This window comes from Amycolatopsis sp. NPDC054798, assembly GCF_053611505.1.
In genome coordinates this window covers 1-16,018 of the sequence record NZ_JBSHAM010000140.1, presented here as the reverse complement: position 1 = coordinate 16,018, position 16,018 = coordinate 1, and the positions used below count along the sequence as shown (strand labels likewise).

At 68.2% G+C, this 16,018-nt stretch carries 19 protein-coding genes; 14 read left to right on the top strand and 5 right to left on the bottom strand.

The window, feature by feature from the left end; translation table 11 throughout:
- Positions 1 to 84: 84 nt before the first annotated feature.
- Complete coding sequence (locus ACWGIC_RS41745; RefSeq protein ID WP_452081484.1) at positions 85 to 528, bottom strand: protein-tyrosine phosphatase family protein; 444 nt, start codon at positions 526 to 528, stop codon at positions 85 to 87.
- Between the two features lie 105 nt (positions 529 to 633).
- Between ACWGIC_RS41745 and ACWGIC_RS41740 the strand changes: the two genes are divergently transcribed.
- The 10 genes from ACWGIC_RS41740 to ACWGIC_RS41695 all read left to right on the top strand — a co-directional run bounded on the left by ACWGIC_RS41740 (position 634) and on the right by ACWGIC_RS41695 (position 9,598).
- Positions 634 to 1,266: a DUF1707 SHOCT-like domain-containing protein gene (locus ACWGIC_RS41740; RefSeq protein ID WP_452081485.1), complete on the top strand. Its 633-nt coding sequence runs from the start codon at positions 634 to 636 to the stop codon at positions 1,264 to 1,266.
- Positions 1,267 to 1,402: 136 nt separating this feature from the next.
- The gene (gene deoC / locus ACWGIC_RS41735; RefSeq protein ID WP_452081483.1) at positions 1,403 to 2,377 is read left to right on the top strand and encodes a deoxyribose-phosphate aldolase; all 975 of its coding nucleotides are present in this window, start codon (positions 1,403 to 1,405) and stop codon (positions 2,375 to 2,377) included.
- Between the two features lies 1 nt (position 2,378).
- Positions 2,379 to 3,812, top strand: coding sequence for an aldehyde dehydrogenase family protein (locus ACWGIC_RS41730; protein WP_406640825.1), 1,434 nt, complete (start codon positions 2,379 to 2,381; stop codon positions 3,810 to 3,812).
- On the top strand, positions 3,805 to 4,671 hold the full coding sequence (locus ACWGIC_RS41725; protein WP_452081482.1) for an aldehyde dehydrogenase family protein: 867 nt from the start codon (positions 3,805 to 3,807) through the stop codon (positions 4,669 to 4,671). Before ACWGIC_RS41730 ends, ACWGIC_RS41725 begins: the two co-directional genes overlap by 8 nt.
- Before the next feature lie 366 nt (positions 4,672 to 5,037).
- Positions 5,038 to 5,466: a hypothetical protein gene (locus ACWGIC_RS41720; RefSeq protein WP_452081481.1), complete on the top strand. Its 429-nt coding sequence runs from the start codon at positions 5,038 to 5,040 to the stop codon at positions 5,464 to 5,466.
- Positions 5,463 to 6,089, top strand: a complete 627-nt coding sequence (locus ACWGIC_RS41715) for a DUF3558 domain-containing protein (protein ID WP_452081480.1) — start codon at positions 5,463 to 5,465, stop codon at positions 6,087 to 6,089. The genes ACWGIC_RS41720 and ACWGIC_RS41715 overlap by 4 nt, the downstream gene beginning before the upstream one ends.
- On the top strand, positions 6,086 to 7,444 hold the full coding sequence (locus ACWGIC_RS41710; protein WP_452081479.1) for a hypothetical protein: 1,359 nt from the start codon (positions 6,086 to 6,088) through the stop codon (positions 7,442 to 7,444). Before ACWGIC_RS41715 ends, ACWGIC_RS41710 begins: the two co-directional genes overlap by 4 nt.
- A 12-nt stretch (positions 7,445 to 7,456) precedes the next feature.
- Entirely contained in the window at positions 7,457 to 8,209 is a 753-nt protein-coding gene (locus ACWGIC_RS41705) for an ESX secretion-associated protein EspG (RefSeq protein ID WP_452081478.1), read from the top strand.
- Positions 8,210 to 8,368: 159 nt separating this feature from the next.
- Positions 8,369 to 8,608 carry a hypothetical protein gene (locus tag ACWGIC_RS41700; protein WP_452081477.1) on the top strand — a complete coding sequence of 80 codons (240 nt, stop codon included), beginning with the start codon at positions 8,369 to 8,371 and terminating at the stop codon, positions 8,606 to 8,608.
- Between the two features lie 141 nt (positions 8,609 to 8,749).
- Positions 8,750 to 9,598, top strand: coding sequence for a helix-turn-helix domain-containing protein (locus ACWGIC_RS41695; protein WP_452081476.1), 849 nt, complete (start codon positions 8,750 to 8,752; stop codon positions 9,596 to 9,598).
- A 5-nt stretch (positions 9,599 to 9,603) separates the two neighbouring features.
- Here the strand turns inward: ACWGIC_RS41695 and ACWGIC_RS41690 are convergent, their stop codons facing one another.
- Both ACWGIC_RS41690 and ACWGIC_RS41685 read right to left on the bottom strand, forming a co-directional pair.
- Positions 9,604 to 10,146, bottom strand: coding sequence for a DUF4232 domain-containing protein (locus ACWGIC_RS41690; RefSeq protein WP_452081475.1), 543 nt, complete (start codon positions 10,144 to 10,146; stop codon positions 9,604 to 9,606).
- A 140-nt stretch (positions 10,147 to 10,286) separates the two neighbouring features.
- Positions 10,287 to 10,919, bottom strand: coding sequence for a TetR/AcrR family transcriptional regulator (locus ACWGIC_RS41685; protein WP_452081474.1), 633 nt, complete (start codon positions 10,917 to 10,919; stop codon positions 10,287 to 10,289).
- 205 nt (positions 10,920 to 11,124) lie between these two features.
- Here ACWGIC_RS41685 and ACWGIC_RS41680 point away from each other — a divergent pair, with 205 nt between their 5' ends.
- Genes ACWGIC_RS41680 through ACWGIC_RS41670 form a run of 3 tightly spaced genes read left to right on the top strand, consistent with a single transcriptional unit; the run spans position 11,125 to position 13,802 of the window.
- Positions 11,125 to 12,351 carry a cytochrome P450 gene (locus ACWGIC_RS41680; RefSeq protein WP_452081473.1) on the top strand — a complete coding sequence of 409 codons (1,227 nt, stop codon included), beginning with the start codon at positions 11,125 to 11,127 and terminating at the stop codon, positions 12,349 to 12,351.
- 10 nt (positions 12,352 to 12,361) lie between these two features.
- Positions 12,362 to 13,567 carry a cytochrome P450 gene (locus ACWGIC_RS41675; protein ID WP_452081472.1) on the top strand — a complete coding sequence of 402 codons (1,206 nt, stop codon included), beginning with the start codon at positions 12,362 to 12,364 and terminating at the stop codon, positions 13,565 to 13,567.
- 40 nt (positions 13,568 to 13,607) lie between these two features.
- On the top strand, positions 13,608 to 13,802 hold the full coding sequence (locus ACWGIC_RS41670; protein WP_037356317.1) for a ferredoxin: 195 nt from the start codon (positions 13,608 to 13,610) through the stop codon (positions 13,800 to 13,802).
- Between the two features lie 7 nt (positions 13,803 to 13,809).
- Here ACWGIC_RS41670 and ACWGIC_RS41665 read toward each other — a convergent pair whose 3' ends face one another.
- The gene (locus ACWGIC_RS41665) at positions 13,810 to 14,610 is read right to left on the bottom strand and encodes a class I SAM-dependent methyltransferase (RefSeq protein ID WP_452081471.1); all 801 of its coding nucleotides are present in this window, start codon (positions 14,608 to 14,610) and stop codon (positions 13,810 to 13,812) included.
- Between the two features lie 51 nt (positions 14,611 to 14,661).
- On the opposite strand from ACWGIC_RS41665, the gene ACWGIC_RS41660 reads away from it, so the two are divergent.
- Positions 14,662 to 15,252, top strand: a complete 591-nt coding sequence (locus ACWGIC_RS41660; RefSeq protein WP_452081470.1) for a TetR/AcrR family transcriptional regulator — start codon at positions 14,662 to 14,664, stop codon at positions 15,250 to 15,252.
- A 1-nt stretch (position 15,253) separates the two neighbouring features.
- Here the strand turns inward: ACWGIC_RS41660 and ACWGIC_RS41655 are convergent, their stop codons facing one another.
- Positions 15,254 to 15,823: a DUF3995 domain-containing protein gene (locus tag ACWGIC_RS41655; RefSeq protein WP_452081469.1), complete on the bottom strand. Its 570-nt coding sequence runs from the start codon at positions 15,821 to 15,823 to the stop codon at positions 15,254 to 15,256.
- Between the last annotated feature and the right edge of the window lie 195 nt (positions 15,824 to 16,018).

Below are 16,018 nucleotides of genomic sequence, written 5' to 3'. Positions count from 1 at the left end.
CCCCCGAACCGTCAGCACACTTGGCTTCGGGGTGCCCCCAACCCACCAAGGCGCAATGTCGCCGCCAGGCGACGAGCAGGCCCCCTACCCCCGCTCAGCGAACCACCGAACCCACCGCCGCTGCCAAGGCGTCTCCACCGCCCGCGGATGATGCTCCCTCCGCACCCACTCCACAGCCTCCTCCGCACCCACCCCGCCCAACGTCACCAAACAAGCCAACACAGTCCCCGTCCGCCCCACCCCGCCAAGACAAGCCACCTCAACCGCCTCCCCCGCAACAGCCCGCTCATGCAACCCCACGATCTCCCGCCGAGCCCCCTCCCGATCCCGCGGCAGCAAGAAGTCCGGCCAAACCACCCACCGCCGCTCCCAGCTCAACACCCCGTCGTACTTCCCCCGCATCCGCCGCGACCCCAGATACAACCCGAACTCCGGCTCCGGCCCCTCGGGCTTCCCCCGCCCCAGCCCACGCCCCCGCACGACAGCCCCATCGGGAAGCACAAGACTCCCCACCAAAACACCACTCATCACGCCATGATCCCCCTATCCACCGTTCGATGGACCCGAGCCAGACCCGACAGGGCTAGGCTGCCCCAGGTGAGTGAAGACCCAGCCACGCCGGGCCCGGACCAGATGCGCGTGTCGGACGCTGATCGGGAACAGGTCGCGCAGGTGCTGCACCAAGCCCTGTCCGAAGGCCGCATCACGATCAACGAGCTGGAGGAGCGGCTCTCCAGCGTCTACTCCGCGAAAACGTTCGCCGATCTGAAACCGGTGACCGCCGATCTGCCCGGCAGCGCCGCGGTCGCCACGACCGCTTCGGCCTCGCTGCAGCCCGCCCCGTCGCGTGCGCTCGGGATGCCGGACAACCGCATCGGCGGGCATCCCGGTTCCGCCATGTCGATCGGCGTGATGTCCGGGGCCGTGCGCAAAGGCAGCTGGGTCCTGCCGCAGCAGCACACAACTTTCGCGTTCTGGGGCGGCGCCGAAATCGACCTGCGCAGCGCCCGGTTCGCGGAGAAGTCGTGCACGATCACCGCTGTCGCGATCATGGGCGGAATCGAGATCACCGTGCCCGACGACATCAACGTGAACGTCACCGGCATCGGCTTCATGGGCGCGTTCATGCTGGAGGACAAGTCCGGCGCCCCGCCGGCCCCGCCGACCGCCCCGACCGTGACGATCAACGGTCTCGGCTTCTGGGGCGGCGTGGTCGTCTATCGCAAGCCGGCCAAGGACCTGAACGCGCCGCAGATCGAGTCCTGAACCCGACTGCACACGACACCGACAAAAACCGCCGCCCTGCCCGCGCGGCTGTGGACAACCGCAAGGCTGTGACCAGCTGTCCACAGATTCCAGTGAGCACCCCGGCGCCTGCTGTCGCGCACCTACACTCAGCGGTATGACAGCTACCACCAGCCCGTCATCAGCGCCGGACACCCCGTCGCCGCTGACGGACGTCACTCGCGACGAAGCGAGCCTGCGGCGGTTCCTGCACGGGCTGCCCGGTGTCGACCAGGTCGGCGTCGAGCAGCGCGCGGCGGGACTCGCGACCCGGAGCATCAAGAAGGAAGCCAAGCGGTGGGCGATCGACACCGCGGTGTCGATGGTCGACCTGACCACGCTCGAAGGAGCCGACACGCGCGGCAAGGTCCGCGGCCTCGCCGCCAAGGCGATGCGGCCGGACCCCGAACGGCAGGACTGCCCGCGCGTCGCGGCCGTGTGCGTGTACCCGGACCTGGTGGAGACAGCCGTCGAAGCGCTCGCCGGCAGCGGGGTGCGGGTGGCGAGCGTCGCCACCGGCTTCCCGGCGGGCCGCACGAGCCGCGAGGTGAAGCTGGCCGACACCCGGCTGGCCGTCGAGGCGGGCGCGGACGAGATCGACATGGTGATCGACCGCGGCGCGTTCCTCGAAGGCCGCTACCTGGAGGTCTTCGAGGAAATCCGCGCGATCAAAGAAGCCTGCGGCTCGGCGCACCTGAAGGTGATCCTCGAAACGGGCGAGCTGGCGACGTATGACAACGTGCGCCGCGCGTCCTGGCTCGCGCTGCTGGCCGGCGGGGACTTCATCAAGACGTCCACCGGCAAGGTGTCGCCTGCCGCGACGCTGCCGGTCACGCACGTGATGCTGCAGGCGGTGCACGACTGGCACGAACGCACCGGCGAACTGCGCGGCGTCAAGCCGGCGGGCGGGATCCGGACGACGAAGGACGCGATCAAGTACCTCGTCGCCGTGCACGAGGTCGCGGGCGAGCAGTGGCTCACGCCGGAGCTGTTCCGGTTCGGCGCGTCGAGCCTGCTCAACGACCTGCTGCTGCAGCGGCGCACCCAGGTGGACGGCCACTACAGCGGCCCTGACTACGTGACGGTGGACTGACATGGGCATCTTCGAATACGCGCCCGCTCCGGAATCGCGCGCCCTCGCCAATCTGAAAGAGCATTACAAGCCGTTCATCAACGGCGAATTCGTCGACGGTTCGGGCGAGCCGCTCAAGACGATCAACCCGGCCACCGAGGAGATCCTCGCCGAGGTCGGCACCGCATCGGCGTCCGATGTGGACACCGCGGTGAAGGCCGCGCGCAAGGCGTACACGTCGGTCTGGTCGAAAATGCCGGGCACGGAGCGGGCGAAGTACCTGTTCCGCATCGCGCGGCTGATCCAGGAACGCTCGCGAGAGCTGGCGGTGCTGGAGACGCTGGACAACGGAAAGCCGATCAAGGAGTCGCGCGATTCCGACGTGCCCACCGCGGCCGCGCATTTCTTCTACCACGCGGGCTGGGCGGACAAACTCGGTTACGCGGGCTACGGCCCGGACCCGAAACCGCTCGGTGTCGCGGGCCAGGTGATCCCGTGGAACTTCCCGCTGCTGATGCTGGCGTGGAAGATCGCGCCCGCGCTGGCCACCGGCAACACCGTGGTGCTCAAGCCCGCCGAGACCACCCCGCTGACCGCGCTGGTGTTCGCCGAGATCTGCCAGCAGGCGGAGCTGCCGCCGGGCGTGGTGAACATCCTGCCCGGAGCAGGCGACATCGGCGCGTCCATTGTGGAGCATCCGGACGTCGACAAGATCGCGTTCACCGGCTCCACCGAGGTCGGCAAGCTGATCCAGCGCACCGTCGCGGGCACCCGCAAGAAGCTGACCCTGGAACTCGGCGGCAAGGCGGCGAACGTGGTGTTCGACGACGCGCCGCTGGACCAGGCGGTGGAGGGGATCGTCAACGGGATCTTCTTCAACCAGGGCCACGTCTGCTGCGCGGGCTCGCGCCTGCTGGTGCAGGAATCGGTGGCCGAGGAAGTGCTGGAAAAGCTCCGCTACCGGGTGTCGACGCTGCGGCTGGGCGACCCGCTGGACAAGAACACCGACCTCGGCGCCATCAACTCGGCCGAGCAACTGGCGAAGATCCGCGGCCTGGTCGAATCCGGCGACGCGGAAGGCGCGCAACGCTGGACCAGCCCGTGCCCGGTGCCCGACCGCGGGTTCTTCTTCGCACCGACGGTGTTCTCCGAAGTCCACCAGTCGATGCGGATCGCGCGGGAGGAGATCTTCGGGCCCGTGCTGTCGGTGCTCACCTTCCGCACCCCGGAAGAAGCCGTGGCGAAGGCGAACAACACGCCGTACGGACTGTCCGCGGGCATCTGGACCGAGAAGGGTTCGCGCATCCTGTGGATGGCGAACCAGCTCCGGGCGGGCGTCGTGTGGGCCAATACGTTCAACCGTTTCGACCCCGCTGCCCCCTTCGGCGGATACCAGGAGTCCGGTTTCGGCCGCGAGGGCGGACGCACCGGTTTGGAGGCCTACCTCAATGTCTGACCGGATTTCCGTAGCGAAAACCTACAAGCTCTATATCGGCGGAAAATTCCCGCGCTCGGAATCGGGCCGGGTGTACCCCGTCACCGATGCCAAGGGCGCTTTCCTGGCCAACGCGGCCCACGCGTCCCGGAAGGATCTGCGCGACGCGGTGTCCGCGGCCCGCAAGGCGTTCCCAGGTTGGTCGTCTGCATCTGGTTACAACCGCGGCCAGGTCCTCTATCGGGTCGCCGAGGTGATGGAAGGCCGCCGCGCCCAGTTCGCCGCCGAGGTAGCCGCCTGCGAAGGCGTCGCCGCGAAGAAGGCCGAGTCCCTTGTGGACGCAGCCATCGACCGCTGGGTGTGGTACGCGGGCTGGACCGACAAGATCGCGTCGGTGCTCGGCGCCGCCAACCCGGTAGCCGGCCCGTACTTCTCCTTCACGACGCCGGAGCCCACCGGAGTCGTCGGGGTACTCGCGCCGCAAGATTCGTCGCTGCTTGGACTCGTCACGGTGCTGGCCCCAGTACTGGCCACCGGATCGACAGCAGTCCTGGTCTCCAGCGCGGACCGCCCACTGCCCGCCATCACCCTGTCCGAGGTACTGGCCACCTCCGACGTCCCCGGCGGCGTCGCGAACATCCTCACCGGCCGGGCCGCGGAACTGGGCCCGTGGCTGGCCTCCCATGGAGACGTCAACGCACTGGACCCGACCGGCGCGACCCCCGCGGACCGCGTCGCACTGGCCCAGGAAGCCGCCGGGACCGTGAAACGAGTCCTGTCCGTCCCCGACACCGAACCGGACTGGACCGCCGAACCGGACCTGTCCCGCATTCGGCGGTACCTGGAAGCGAAAACCGTCTGGCACCCGATGGGCGTCTGACCACCGGCTTCACTCAAACCCTCCGTTCCGGTTACCCCCGGAACGGAGGGTTTTGTCTTTTTTCGAGGAAAAGTTGCACAGCAGGTAGTTTCGGTGCTGGATTGGGCGGCCAACCAGGAAGGACATACAATGAACCGCCCTGCACCCCGCAAGCGTCAACACCGTTCTTTTATTAAGAGATTTTCGCAGCCGCGTTCACTCTCGGCTGTCAAATTCGCCCAATTTCGCGAATCTCTTGCCGATTTCCTTCAAGTGTGTTCGACCCTCGCGACTAATCGTGCTCCATCGACTACGGTGAATAGCGCCGTGAGGCGCCGAACCGACAGTTGCGCGAAATGTCCGCCGTGTCGTGGGGAGGGCGAGGACATGGACCAGCCTGCCGCCAACGCAGGTAAGAACTGGTTGCCGGACTTCACCTTCACCATCACCGACACCGGAGCGGCCCCGCCCGGCCCCGGCTTCACGATGAGCCGCGACGACGCCCGGAGCATGCTCAACCTGGCCAAGCAGGCCCGTAAACAGTTCAACGACATGCAGCACCATGCGGTGTACTTGACCCGGCTGACCCCGCCAGCGGACGAGCCAGCGAGCACCGACTACAACAGACGATTGACTGGCAGCGGCTCCGACGAGGGCGCGTTCGGGGCAGGCCTCGCGAATCTCCGCCACATGCACGACTACGCGGCCGAGCTTGTCCGGAAGCTGGAGCGCGCGCTCGGGCTCACCGAAAGCTCCGACGAAACCGCGGCCGCCGAGGTGAAAGCCGCCGGTGACCCGAGAGGGCTCGCCGGATGAACCGCCGCTCACCCGCGCGACTCCTGGTCGCGGTCGGCGCAGTCGTCACCGCCGCAGGCTGCTCGGGAGGCGACGTGCCCGCCCCGCCTGCCTCCTCCACGCCGTCAGCTGCCGCGGCATCTCTGCCTTATGCAGGAGCACCGAAGGTAGACCGGCCCCTGCCGTCGTCGGTCTTGTCGGGCGACCCGTGCCAGAACGCGCTAACCGCTGGGCAGCTCAAAGAAATCCTCGGCGCCACGGACCCGCCCAAATCTGAAAACCTCCCCGCCACCGGGCCGGCCTGCCGATGGGACCATCCAGACTCCGGCGCCGGGCTGAACGTTTTCTACGACATTCGGACCCATCAGGGCCTCAGTTCGGTCTATCAGAACACCAAACCCAAGACGACGACGTGGCGGCCGCTTCCGCCGATTCAAGGATTCCCCGCAGTCGCGTACTCGATTTACCCCGGTGGTGGCGTCGACGATTCCTGCGACGTCAGCGTGGGGATCGCGGACGACTACACAGTCGATGCCGCACTGACCCTTGGCCAGAGCAAAGCAGGAAAAGCCGACCCGTGCGAGCTGACCGCCAAGGTCGCCGAAATGGTGGTCGCCAACCTTCGGCAACGAGCGGGTTCGTGATGGGATTCCTGGAGATTCTCGAAGACGTCGGCCACTGGGTCGGCGAGCGCGTCGACGATCTGGGCAAGTTCTACTCCGCAGCCCTCTACGGCAACACCGGCACCGAAGCCATGCCCGCGCCTGAGCTGGCGCAAAAGGTGCTCGCCGGCCCGGGCACGTCCGTCTGGCACGAGGGTGCCGGCCAAGCAGCCCAGCTCAGCAGCCAGCATCACGACGCCAGCGACCTGGTCTCCCGCATGAGCACCGGGCTCGAATCCGCCTGGACCGGCCGGGCCGCGGACGCCGCGCAGACCCGGATTCGCGCCTTGGCGGAGATCGCGTCCGTGTCCGCGGCGATTTACACCACCAACGGTGCCAATTTGTCCGACGTCGCGCACGGGTTCGACGCCATGAAGACCGCCCTGCAGCCGATGCCGGACAAGCCGCCGCACTTGACCTTTGTCGATCGGGTTTCTCCGTGGGACACCGACGCGGAGAAGGAGATCAACCAGTACAACGCGGTGGCACAGCAGAACATCGACCGCTATCAGGCGTACGTCCAGCACGCCCGCACGGGCAGTCAGCAGCTGCAAACCGACTACGGCAGGCTCGACGATTTCGGCGGGCGGAACGACACCGCCGGTCCCCACCCGAAGGGGCGGCAAGGACCGGACGTGGCACCGCATTTCCCGAAACCCCGAAGCTCGGGTTATCCGCCGGACGCTCCCCCTCCGACCCCCGCACCACCGGTGAGCGGGCCGTCAGCGCCGCCGCCCGAGCACGGCCTGACGCAAGGGCACCGCGATCACCCCGGGCCGGGCGGGGCACCGCCGCCGGGAACCGGCGACCAGACGACGGCCTCCGGATGGTCGCCGGATCCGGCGACGCCCAAGGTCCCGCCCTCCTACCCCGGCGGATCCGGGAGCGGCGGCACGGCGTGGTCGCCGGGAGAAGCCGCCGGGGTTCCCGTCCAAGGCGGACGCGGAAATCTCAGCGGAAGCACCGGCGGAGAAATCGGCCGCACAAGCGGAAAGCCCGAAGCTCGCGACCGAACCGCCACCCCGTTCCGCCCGGGCCCCGGCGGAGGAACCGGCGAAGAAGCACGCAGTCGCACAGGCGGCCCGCCCCGGTCAGGCACCGGCGAAGAAGGGCGTCCAGCAGGCAACGCAACACGCGGCACGACCGGCACCCCAGGCTCCCGAGGCGCGCCAGGCGCGGGCGGAATCGCCCCCGCCCGCGGCAAAGACGAAGAAGCCAAAGAACACCAGCGCAAATACGGCGTGGAAAGCGACTCCGCCTTCACCGACGACGACGGCGAGCGCATCGTGGACCCGCGCACCGGATTGCCGCCGACTCCACCGACCATCGGCGGCTAAGGGGTCGCGACCATGCCGATCCTCGAGAGACCGGTCCGGATGCCCCGGTTGGCGTTTCTCGCCGTGTGGGGGCAGGAGAAACTCGGCGATCCGCCGGTCGTGGTCGAGCACGCGCCGATGTTCATGACCGACGAGTTCGCCGAAAAGCTCCGGGTCCAGTCGTACGGGCTACTGGCGCGGTTCGGGCTCGCGGCGAGCGGCGCGCCCAGTCCGCGGTTGCGCGACACCCTCGAACTTCTCGCCGAGGCTCGGCGAGAAGTGTATTCCTGGAGCGATTTCGGCGATCGTCGCGGCGACAACGGGGCGATTCTCGTCGCGGCGGCCGGGCGGGAGGCCGTGCGGCTCGTGACGGACAACCGGTCCGTGCAGCTCGAACCTGTTTCGCCGCGCGACATCGGCGGCAGTCTGGTCGATCTGCTGCCCGGCTGTGCTCCGGCGAAACTCCGGCCGCTCAAGGTGCCCAAGGATTACTACGACAGCGCGTGCGCCGATCCGCTCGCCGAATCGTCGGCAAGCGCGGACGAAGTGCGGCACCTGATGCGGGCCCGGCGCGACGCGGTGCACCTGATGCACGTCGCGGTCCGCGGGCCGGACGGCAGCCGGACGCACAGCACTCCGCTGTCCGCGATCGACCTCACCGGCCGCGGCCGGGTGCTGAGTTTCGTCAGCCCCGGCGACACCGGCGGGCCGCAGATCAACGTCTACTCCGGCACCCGCTCCCATCTGGTCGACGCACTGGCGCTGACGCTCGCCGAGCTCGCCTGAGCCCGGCCCCGTGAGCGACCAGCTGACCCCCAACCGGACTCAAAATTTCGCGCGATGGATCTATCGTTTCGCGAAATTCTCTGCCAACATGAGTCATTGGGGAAATTTCGACACCCCGTGTCCGGTACAGGCGCTGTCAGCACGTCAGGAGGACTCCGCATGACCCTGCATCCCGCTCAGCCCGAACAAGCACTCGCCCTCGAGTTCCTCGGCACCACCAGCGCGGGCGGCAACTGCCCCAACGCTTATCGCACCAACCGCGGCACGTACGTCGTCCAGGGGTACCGGGTCACCGACGAGCAGGCGCTCCGGCAACTGCACGAACGCGGCATGCCGGACACCGAAACGGCCGTCGAAATCCCCGCCGGCCTGCTCAAGTTCTTTCCGCAGGAAGCCTGAAGACCCACGGACCGGCGCAGGCAAGGCAAGGCATCCCGGCGATTCAGACGCACTAGTCGCCCAGGATTTCTCGAAACTCGACCCCAGGTGTGGGAAGATGCCAACGGGTTCGAGGAATTCCGCATGCGATAGCGAGGGCTAGTGCCTACCAGTTTCGAGAAACGCCGGGCAGAGCTTGGCGACCGCCTGCGCCGGCTCCGGGTCGACGCGGGCTACGAGACTGGAAAGGATTTCGCCAAGGCGATCGGCTGGAACGCCCCCAAGGTCAGCAAGATCGAGAACGGCAGACAGACCGTCGGCGACGACGACCTCGACGCCTGGATCGCTGCCGTGGGCGGGCCTCCGGAGCTGGCCGAACAGCTGCGCGAGCAACTGGTCGGGGTCCGGGACGCGCACGCGAGCTGGAAAGACAAAGTCCGCGACGGACACCGGGCTCGACAAGAGGAATCCATAGCCAGAGAGGCCAGAGCGCTACGAATTCGGGCGGTAGATCTCCGAATTGTCTCCGGATTACTGCAAACCCCGGAGTACGCGCGGCATACGCTGCTCGCCCACGCCCGGATCCACGGCGGTGCGCAGGACATCACCGAGGCGGTCCGGGCGCGGATGCAGCGCCAGCAGATCCTCTACGAACCCGGCCGGACCATCGAACTGCTCACCTCCGAGGCCGCGCTGCGCTACCCGAACGCGCCGCGGGAGGTGATGATCGCGCAGGTGCACAAGCTGCTCGCACTGCTCGGCACCCCGAACATCCGCTTCGGCATCATCCCCGCGGACGTCGTCCTCCCCTATCCGGTCACCGCCGACTTCTGGGTCGTCGACGACGTCGCGATGGTCGAAACCCCGGAGGGCGAGCACATCGCGAGCGACGCCGATCCGTACCACGAGGTCGCGGATCTACTGTGGACAGTCGCGGCCGAGGGCGACGCCGCCCGGGCGGTGCTGCTGCGGGTCCTCGATTCGCTCACCCGCGCAGCACCGCTCGACTGAATTCCTTACGCCGCAGGCGCTTCGCCCGGCGTCAGCGCGCCAACGTCGATGGTGTGGCTGTTCTGGTCGGCGTCCACCGCGCCGAAGGTCCAGTCCACCGTCACGTTCGGGTTGATGTAGTCCCCGCGCGGGTTGGTGTCCGCCGGGGCGGTCATGGTCAGCCCGTTCGGCGTCTGCTGCTCGCCCTCCGAACCGATCGCGGTCCAGTGCAGCGGCACGTACGCCGACGATCCGTCCGCCAGCAGCACCGGCGGGGCGTCGGCCGCCGCCTCGTTGTTGACCAGGACGTTGTGCGCGCCGATCAGGCCGACGTCGGCCTTGCCGGGCAGGAAGCACCGCTCGCCAGGGTTCGCGGTGAACTGCAGCGCCGCGTGGCGCTGGCCAGCACCGGCCCCGCCGTAGACGAGCTTGGTGCTGAACTGATTCGCCGTGCACTGCAGCGCCGACGAGTCCGTGGTGGCGGTCGTGGCGCCGGCCGTTCCGGCGAAGACAGCGGCCGCGCCCCCGGCGACAGCGACAGCGACGGCGATTCGGCGGATGTTCTTCATGTTCGTCCCCTCTCCTGATTTCCGGCGGCTCCGCACCGGCTTTCACGAGATAAGACGTCCCCGCCCGGATCCCGATGGCCCGCTGTGGGATCACCCCTATCGGAGCAACCCGGAGCGGCCCGCCGCGTCCGAAGAAAGGGTCAGAGAAGATCTTCCTTGCCGATCGGCCGCCCCGGCAGCGTGGTGGCCGGGCCGGCGCGCAGGCCGTCGATCATGATCGCGATGTTGCGGGCCGCAGCCATCTCCGGCGATTTCAACCGGTGCGCGGGCAGCTGGCGGATGAGCCGGGCGAACAGCACCGCGACGTCTCCCGCACCCACGTCCTTGCGCAGCGTGCCTTCGGCCTGCGCACGATCGACCAGCCTTTCGACCTCGAGCAGCACCGCTTCGCGCAGGTGAGCCACCTCGGGGTCGTCCTTGAGAATTTCGTGCGCACGCTGCGACAACATGGCCAGCTGCATGGAAAGCTGCAGTTCCGCGCCGTGGTACAGCAGCTGCACCAACGCTTCCCACGCCGTCGGAGCCTCCACCGACAGCCGCCTGGCGTTGTCCAGCACTCCCGCGAAGTTGTCCACCGCCACCGCGCGGATGAGCGCGTCGCGGTCCGGGAAGCGCCGGTACAGGGTGCCCACGCCGACGCCGGCCGCCCGCGCGATCTCCTCCATCGGGACCTCGGGACCCTGGCTGGCGAAAATGACGCGGGCCGCGGCGATGATCTGGTCGCGGTTGCGTTGCGCGTCCGCCCGCAGCGGCGTCTCGGGGTCTGCACTCATAGCCGGCCTTCTCTCTTCCCGGTTGGCGCGCATTCTCGCATGCCGATCCAACTGCGCAAACGTGCCCGCGACCCGGGTGGGACAGCAATTGTCACCCCGTTGCTAGTGGACGACGATCCTCCACTTCGGTACCTTGGGCAGTGAACCGGAATGTAATCCTCCACATTCGTTCCGTAACCGGGCAATCCGCCCATAGGGGGTTTCGATGACCAACGTCGCCCAGCCCAGCGCCACCCTGCCTGAGCAGGCCGCCTTCCCGATGAAGCGAACGTGTCCGTTCGCGCCGCCGCCGGACTACGACCGGTTCCGCGACGCTCGCGCGCACTACGTCGAACTCGAGCACACCGGCCAGCGCGCCTGGGTGCTCCACCGGCACGAGGACCTGCGGGCGATGCTCAACGACCCCCGGTTCAGCTCGGACCGCTTCAACCCCGGCTTTCCGGTCCTGTTCAAGGACGGCCAGCAGCGCCGTCCGAGGCTGCGTCCGTCGCTGATCGCGATGGACCCGCCGGAGCACGGCCCGGCTCGCCGCAGCGTCGTCGGCGAGTTCACCGTCAAGCGGATGAAGGCGTTGCAGCCGCGCATCCAGGAGATCGTGGACCAGCACCTCGACGCGATGCTGGCCGGCGACAAACCGGCCGACCTGGTGTCCGCGCTCTCGCTTCCGGTGCCGTCGCTGGTGATCTGCGAACAGCTCGGCGTCCCGTACTCCGACCACGACTTCTTCCAGCAGCACAGTTCCCGGCTCCTCAACCGGGAAACGGGCTTCGAAGAACGCAGCAGCTCGGTCGAAGCGATGCAGAATTATCTGTCCGACTTGGTTTCCAAGAAGGAAACCGCACCGGCGGACGATCTGCTCAGCCGCCAGATCGCGAAGAAGCGCGAGGAGGGCAACTACGACCACGACGACCTCGTGTCGATGGCCTTCCTGCTGCTCATCGCCGGGCACGAGACCACCGCGAACATGATTTCGCTCGGCACTCTCGCGCTGCTGGAGAACCCGGACGCGCTCGCCGCGATCAAGGAGGATCCGGGCAAAACCCTCGACGCCGTCGAGGAATTGCTGCGCTACTTCACCATCGCGGAATTCGCCACCACCCGCGTCGCCCTCGAAGACGTGGACATCGCGGGCGTCACCATCAAGGCCGGAGAAGGCGTGCTCGGCCTGAGCTACGCGGCCAACTTCGACTCCGACGTCTTCCCCGAGCCCGAGCGGTTCGACATCACCCGCGGCGGCCGCCACCACGTCGCGTTCGGCTTCGGCGCGCACCAGTGCCTCGGCCAGAACCTGGCGCGGATGGAATTGCAGATCGTCTTCGACACGCTGTTCCGCCGCATCCCGACGCTGCGGCTCGCCGCGCCGGTCGATCAGTTGCCGTTCAAACACGACTCCGGCGTCTTCGGGCTGTACTGCCTCCCGGTGACCTGGTGAGGGGGAAACGATGACTGCCACTGAAGAACTCCGCTTGCCGGTCGCCCGCACCTGCCCGTTCTCCCAGCCGGAGCAGTACGTCCGGATGCGCGAGGACGCCGCGCTCACCCGGGTGCAGCTCCCCGGCGGCAACCAGGCCTGGGCGGCCACCCGGCACGAGGAAGCCCGGCTGGTCCTCGGCGATCGCCGGTTCTCCTCGGACCGGTTCCTGCCCAACTTCCCGTTCCTGGCCGAGGGCGGGGCCGCGATCCTCACCAACGTGAAGCAGAAAGCCATGATCGGGATGGACGCGCCCGAGCACGGCGAGGCCCGCCGGGCGGTGCTCGGCGAGTTCACCGTCAAGCGGGTCGAAGCGATGCGGCCGCGGATCCAGGAGATCGTCGACGGCCTGATCGACGAATTGCTCGCCGGGCCGAAACCGGCCGACCTGGTGGAAAAGCTGTCGCTGCCGGTGCCGTCGCTGGTGATCTGCGAGCTGCTCGGCGTCCCGTACTCCGACCACGACTACTTCCAAGAGCGCACGATGGCGCTCATCCGGCGCAGCACCAGCGTCGAAGATCGCAAGAAGGCGTCGGAGGAACTGCGCGAATACCTCAGCGGCCTGGTCGCGGCGAAGGAGAAGGACCCGGCCGACGACTTGCTCGGCAGGCAGATCGTCAAGCGCCGCGAGGAGGGCGATTACGACCACGACGCGATGATCGGGCTCGCGTTCCTGCTGTTGGTCGCCGGGCACGAGACCACCGCGAACATGATCTCGCTCGGCACCATCGGGCTGCTGGAGAACCCCGAGCAGCGCGCGAAGATCGAGGCCGACCCGGGCAAGACACTCCTCGCGGTCGAGGAACTGTTGCGTTACTTCACGATTGTCGAAGGCGCGACCGCGCGGGTCGCGACCGAGGATGTCGAACTCGGCGGCGTCACGGTCAAGGCGGGCGAAGGCGTGCTCGTGCTGGGCTACGCCGCGAACTGGGACCCGGACGCGTTCGAGAACCCGGACAAGCTCGACCTCGAACGCGGCGCGCGCCACCACGTCGCGTTCGGGTTCGGGCCGCACCAGTGCCTCGGGCAGAACCTCGCGCGGATGGAGCTGCAGATCGTGTTCGACACCCTGTTCCGCCGCATTCCGACGCTCAAGAGCGCGCTGCCGGTCGACGAGCTCCCGGTGAAGGAAGACGCCACGATCTTCGGCCTGTACCAGTTGCCGGTGACCTGGTAGAGATCAGAGTGCTCCCACCACAAGCCAGGAAGAGGCCATCATGAAGATCATCGCGGACACCGGCAAGTGCGTCGGCGCCGGCCAGTGCGTGCTCACCGAACCCGCGCTGTTCGACCAGAGCGAGGACGACGGCACCGTCATCGTCCTCAACGACACTCCGGACGGCGAGCTGGTCGAGAAGGCGCGCGAGGCCGTGAACATCTGCCCGAGCCAAGCGCTTTCGCTGGAGGAATGACCGGCGGTCAGGACAAGCGGACGGCGGTCACCGCGGCGGTCGAGTAATTCGTCGTCAGGTGGCCGCCGCGCGCGTCGATCGCGGCCCCGACCTCGGCCAGCACCTGGTCGCGTTGCTCCGGTGCCGCCACGGTGACGCCGCCCTGCGTGGCGAGCAGGTCCAGCCATTCGTCGCGGCTGTAGTCCTGCGTCCATTCGTAATGCCAGTACTCGGTCTCGGCGAACGCCCCAGTCCCGGCCAGCCCGTCCGCGGCCCGGTCGAGCATCGGCTGATAGGACTGGGCGTTCGGGTTTTTCAGGTAGTTGGTGCTGAACGGCGAGTCCGGCATCGCCCGGCGCAAGGCGTCCGCGAGTGCCTGCGAAATTTCCTCCGGCGGCATGAAGACGTGCCAGAACGCGGCGAACCGGCCGCCCGGGCGGAGCACCTGCGCTGCCTTGGCGGCTCCAGCGGCCGGGTCGACCCAGTGCCACGCCTGCCCGCACACCAGGGCGTCGAACGTCCGCCCCGCCGGGTCCCAATCCTCGAATTTCGCGACTTCGACCGGGAAATCGCGCCGGGCGAACTCCGCCATCCGCGCGTCCGGTTCCACGCCGAACACCACGGCACCGTGGGCGTGGAATTGCCGCCCCTCGATGCCGGTTCCGCAGCCGACGTTGAGAAATTCCCTTCCAGGGCTTGCTTTGACGAGGGCGGTCACCAGTTCGTCCGGGTAACGCGGGCGCGCCCGGTCGTAGCGCTCGGGGTCGACGCCGAACGATTCCGCCATCGTCCGGTGCTGATGAGGTTCGGGAGAGGGTAAAGTGGGCATGTGCCCACCATAGTGGGCAAGCGCCCACTATGGCTAGAGAGGACTGTCGAGTTGCCCACCGGGATCCATCTCCGCGACGTCCGCGCCCAGCTTTTCGACGCTGCGGAACGGGTTTTGCTTCGCGAGGGGCCGAGCGGCCTCACCAGCAGGGCCGTCACCGCCGAAGCGGATTGCGCGAAGGGCGTGCTGCACCGGCATTTCGAGGATTTCGACGCCTTCCTCGCCGCACTGGTGCTCGACCGGATCCACCGGCTCGAAGCCCGTGGGGACGACCTGCTCGCCGGAGCCGGAACCGGCGATCTGGTCGAGACGGTGACTGACGTGCTCACCGAGGTCTTCTCCTCGGTCGCGGTGTCGATCGTCGCCCTGATCACCTTCCGCGACGAACTGCGGCACCGGCTCCGGGCGACTCGGCCAGGTCCGGGAGTTCCGCTGGCCACTGACGCGGCGAACGTGCTCGCGGATTACCTTGCCGCGGAACGAGATCTCGGTCGGCTCGCCCCGGAGGCTGACGTAAAGACGCTGGCACCGACGCTTATCGGGGCCGGGCACCTGCTGTTCGCCGACCGCACCGGGGAACCGCCCAGCGAGGAGGCGGTACGGCAGATGGCAGCCACCGTCCTCGCCGGAGCCCTCCGCTGACTCACCCAACACCCGTCGCGACCGCAGCTACCGACAGCACCAAGGCACCGAGCGCGCCGGCCACTCCGTAGCGCGTGAGCGTGCGTCGGTCGTCGCGGTGCCGGACGTACAGCGCGGCAGCCGCAGCGAACGCGAGACCGCCAGCGATGAACCACGGCCCCCACAGGTAGAGATACCAACCGACCAAGTTGGACAACGCCGGATCGACGGCCACGGCTCCGGTCTTGACCAGCACGCCCTGCACGACGAAAAGCCCGCCGTGCCAGGTCAGCAGAACCGCCGCGCCGCTGCCGCACAACACGATCGCCCGGCTGAGCCACCGGCCACGCGGCCGGGTCAGGCAGAGGCCGATCACGGTGCCGAAAACCTTCAGCAGACCGGTGGCCACCAGAACAACCACAAACCACGGGACACGGTCCTGCGCGAGCTTCACCAGCGACGGCGACACCGTCGATTGCGCGCCGAAGGTGTTGCCGGTCGCCCAGACGAAGCTGGGGATCGCGAACAAAAGCCCCCAGACCGCGGCGACGTAGCCTGGCCAATTGCGCAGTTCGGCTTGCTTCAACGACATGCGCCAAGCGTCGTCCGAACCGTGGCGGAAGGGATCGGACGCCAGGGGGAAGCGCCTCCCCCGCGAGAGCGAGGCGGGGGTCGTGTGGGGTTGTGGGGGGGGGTGTGCGGGGGACCAGTCGCCGCACCACGCGCCGCCCCCCCCCCGGGGGGGTCGGAGGGCGGACGGAGGCGGGGGCGGCGGGCGCCGCCGCCG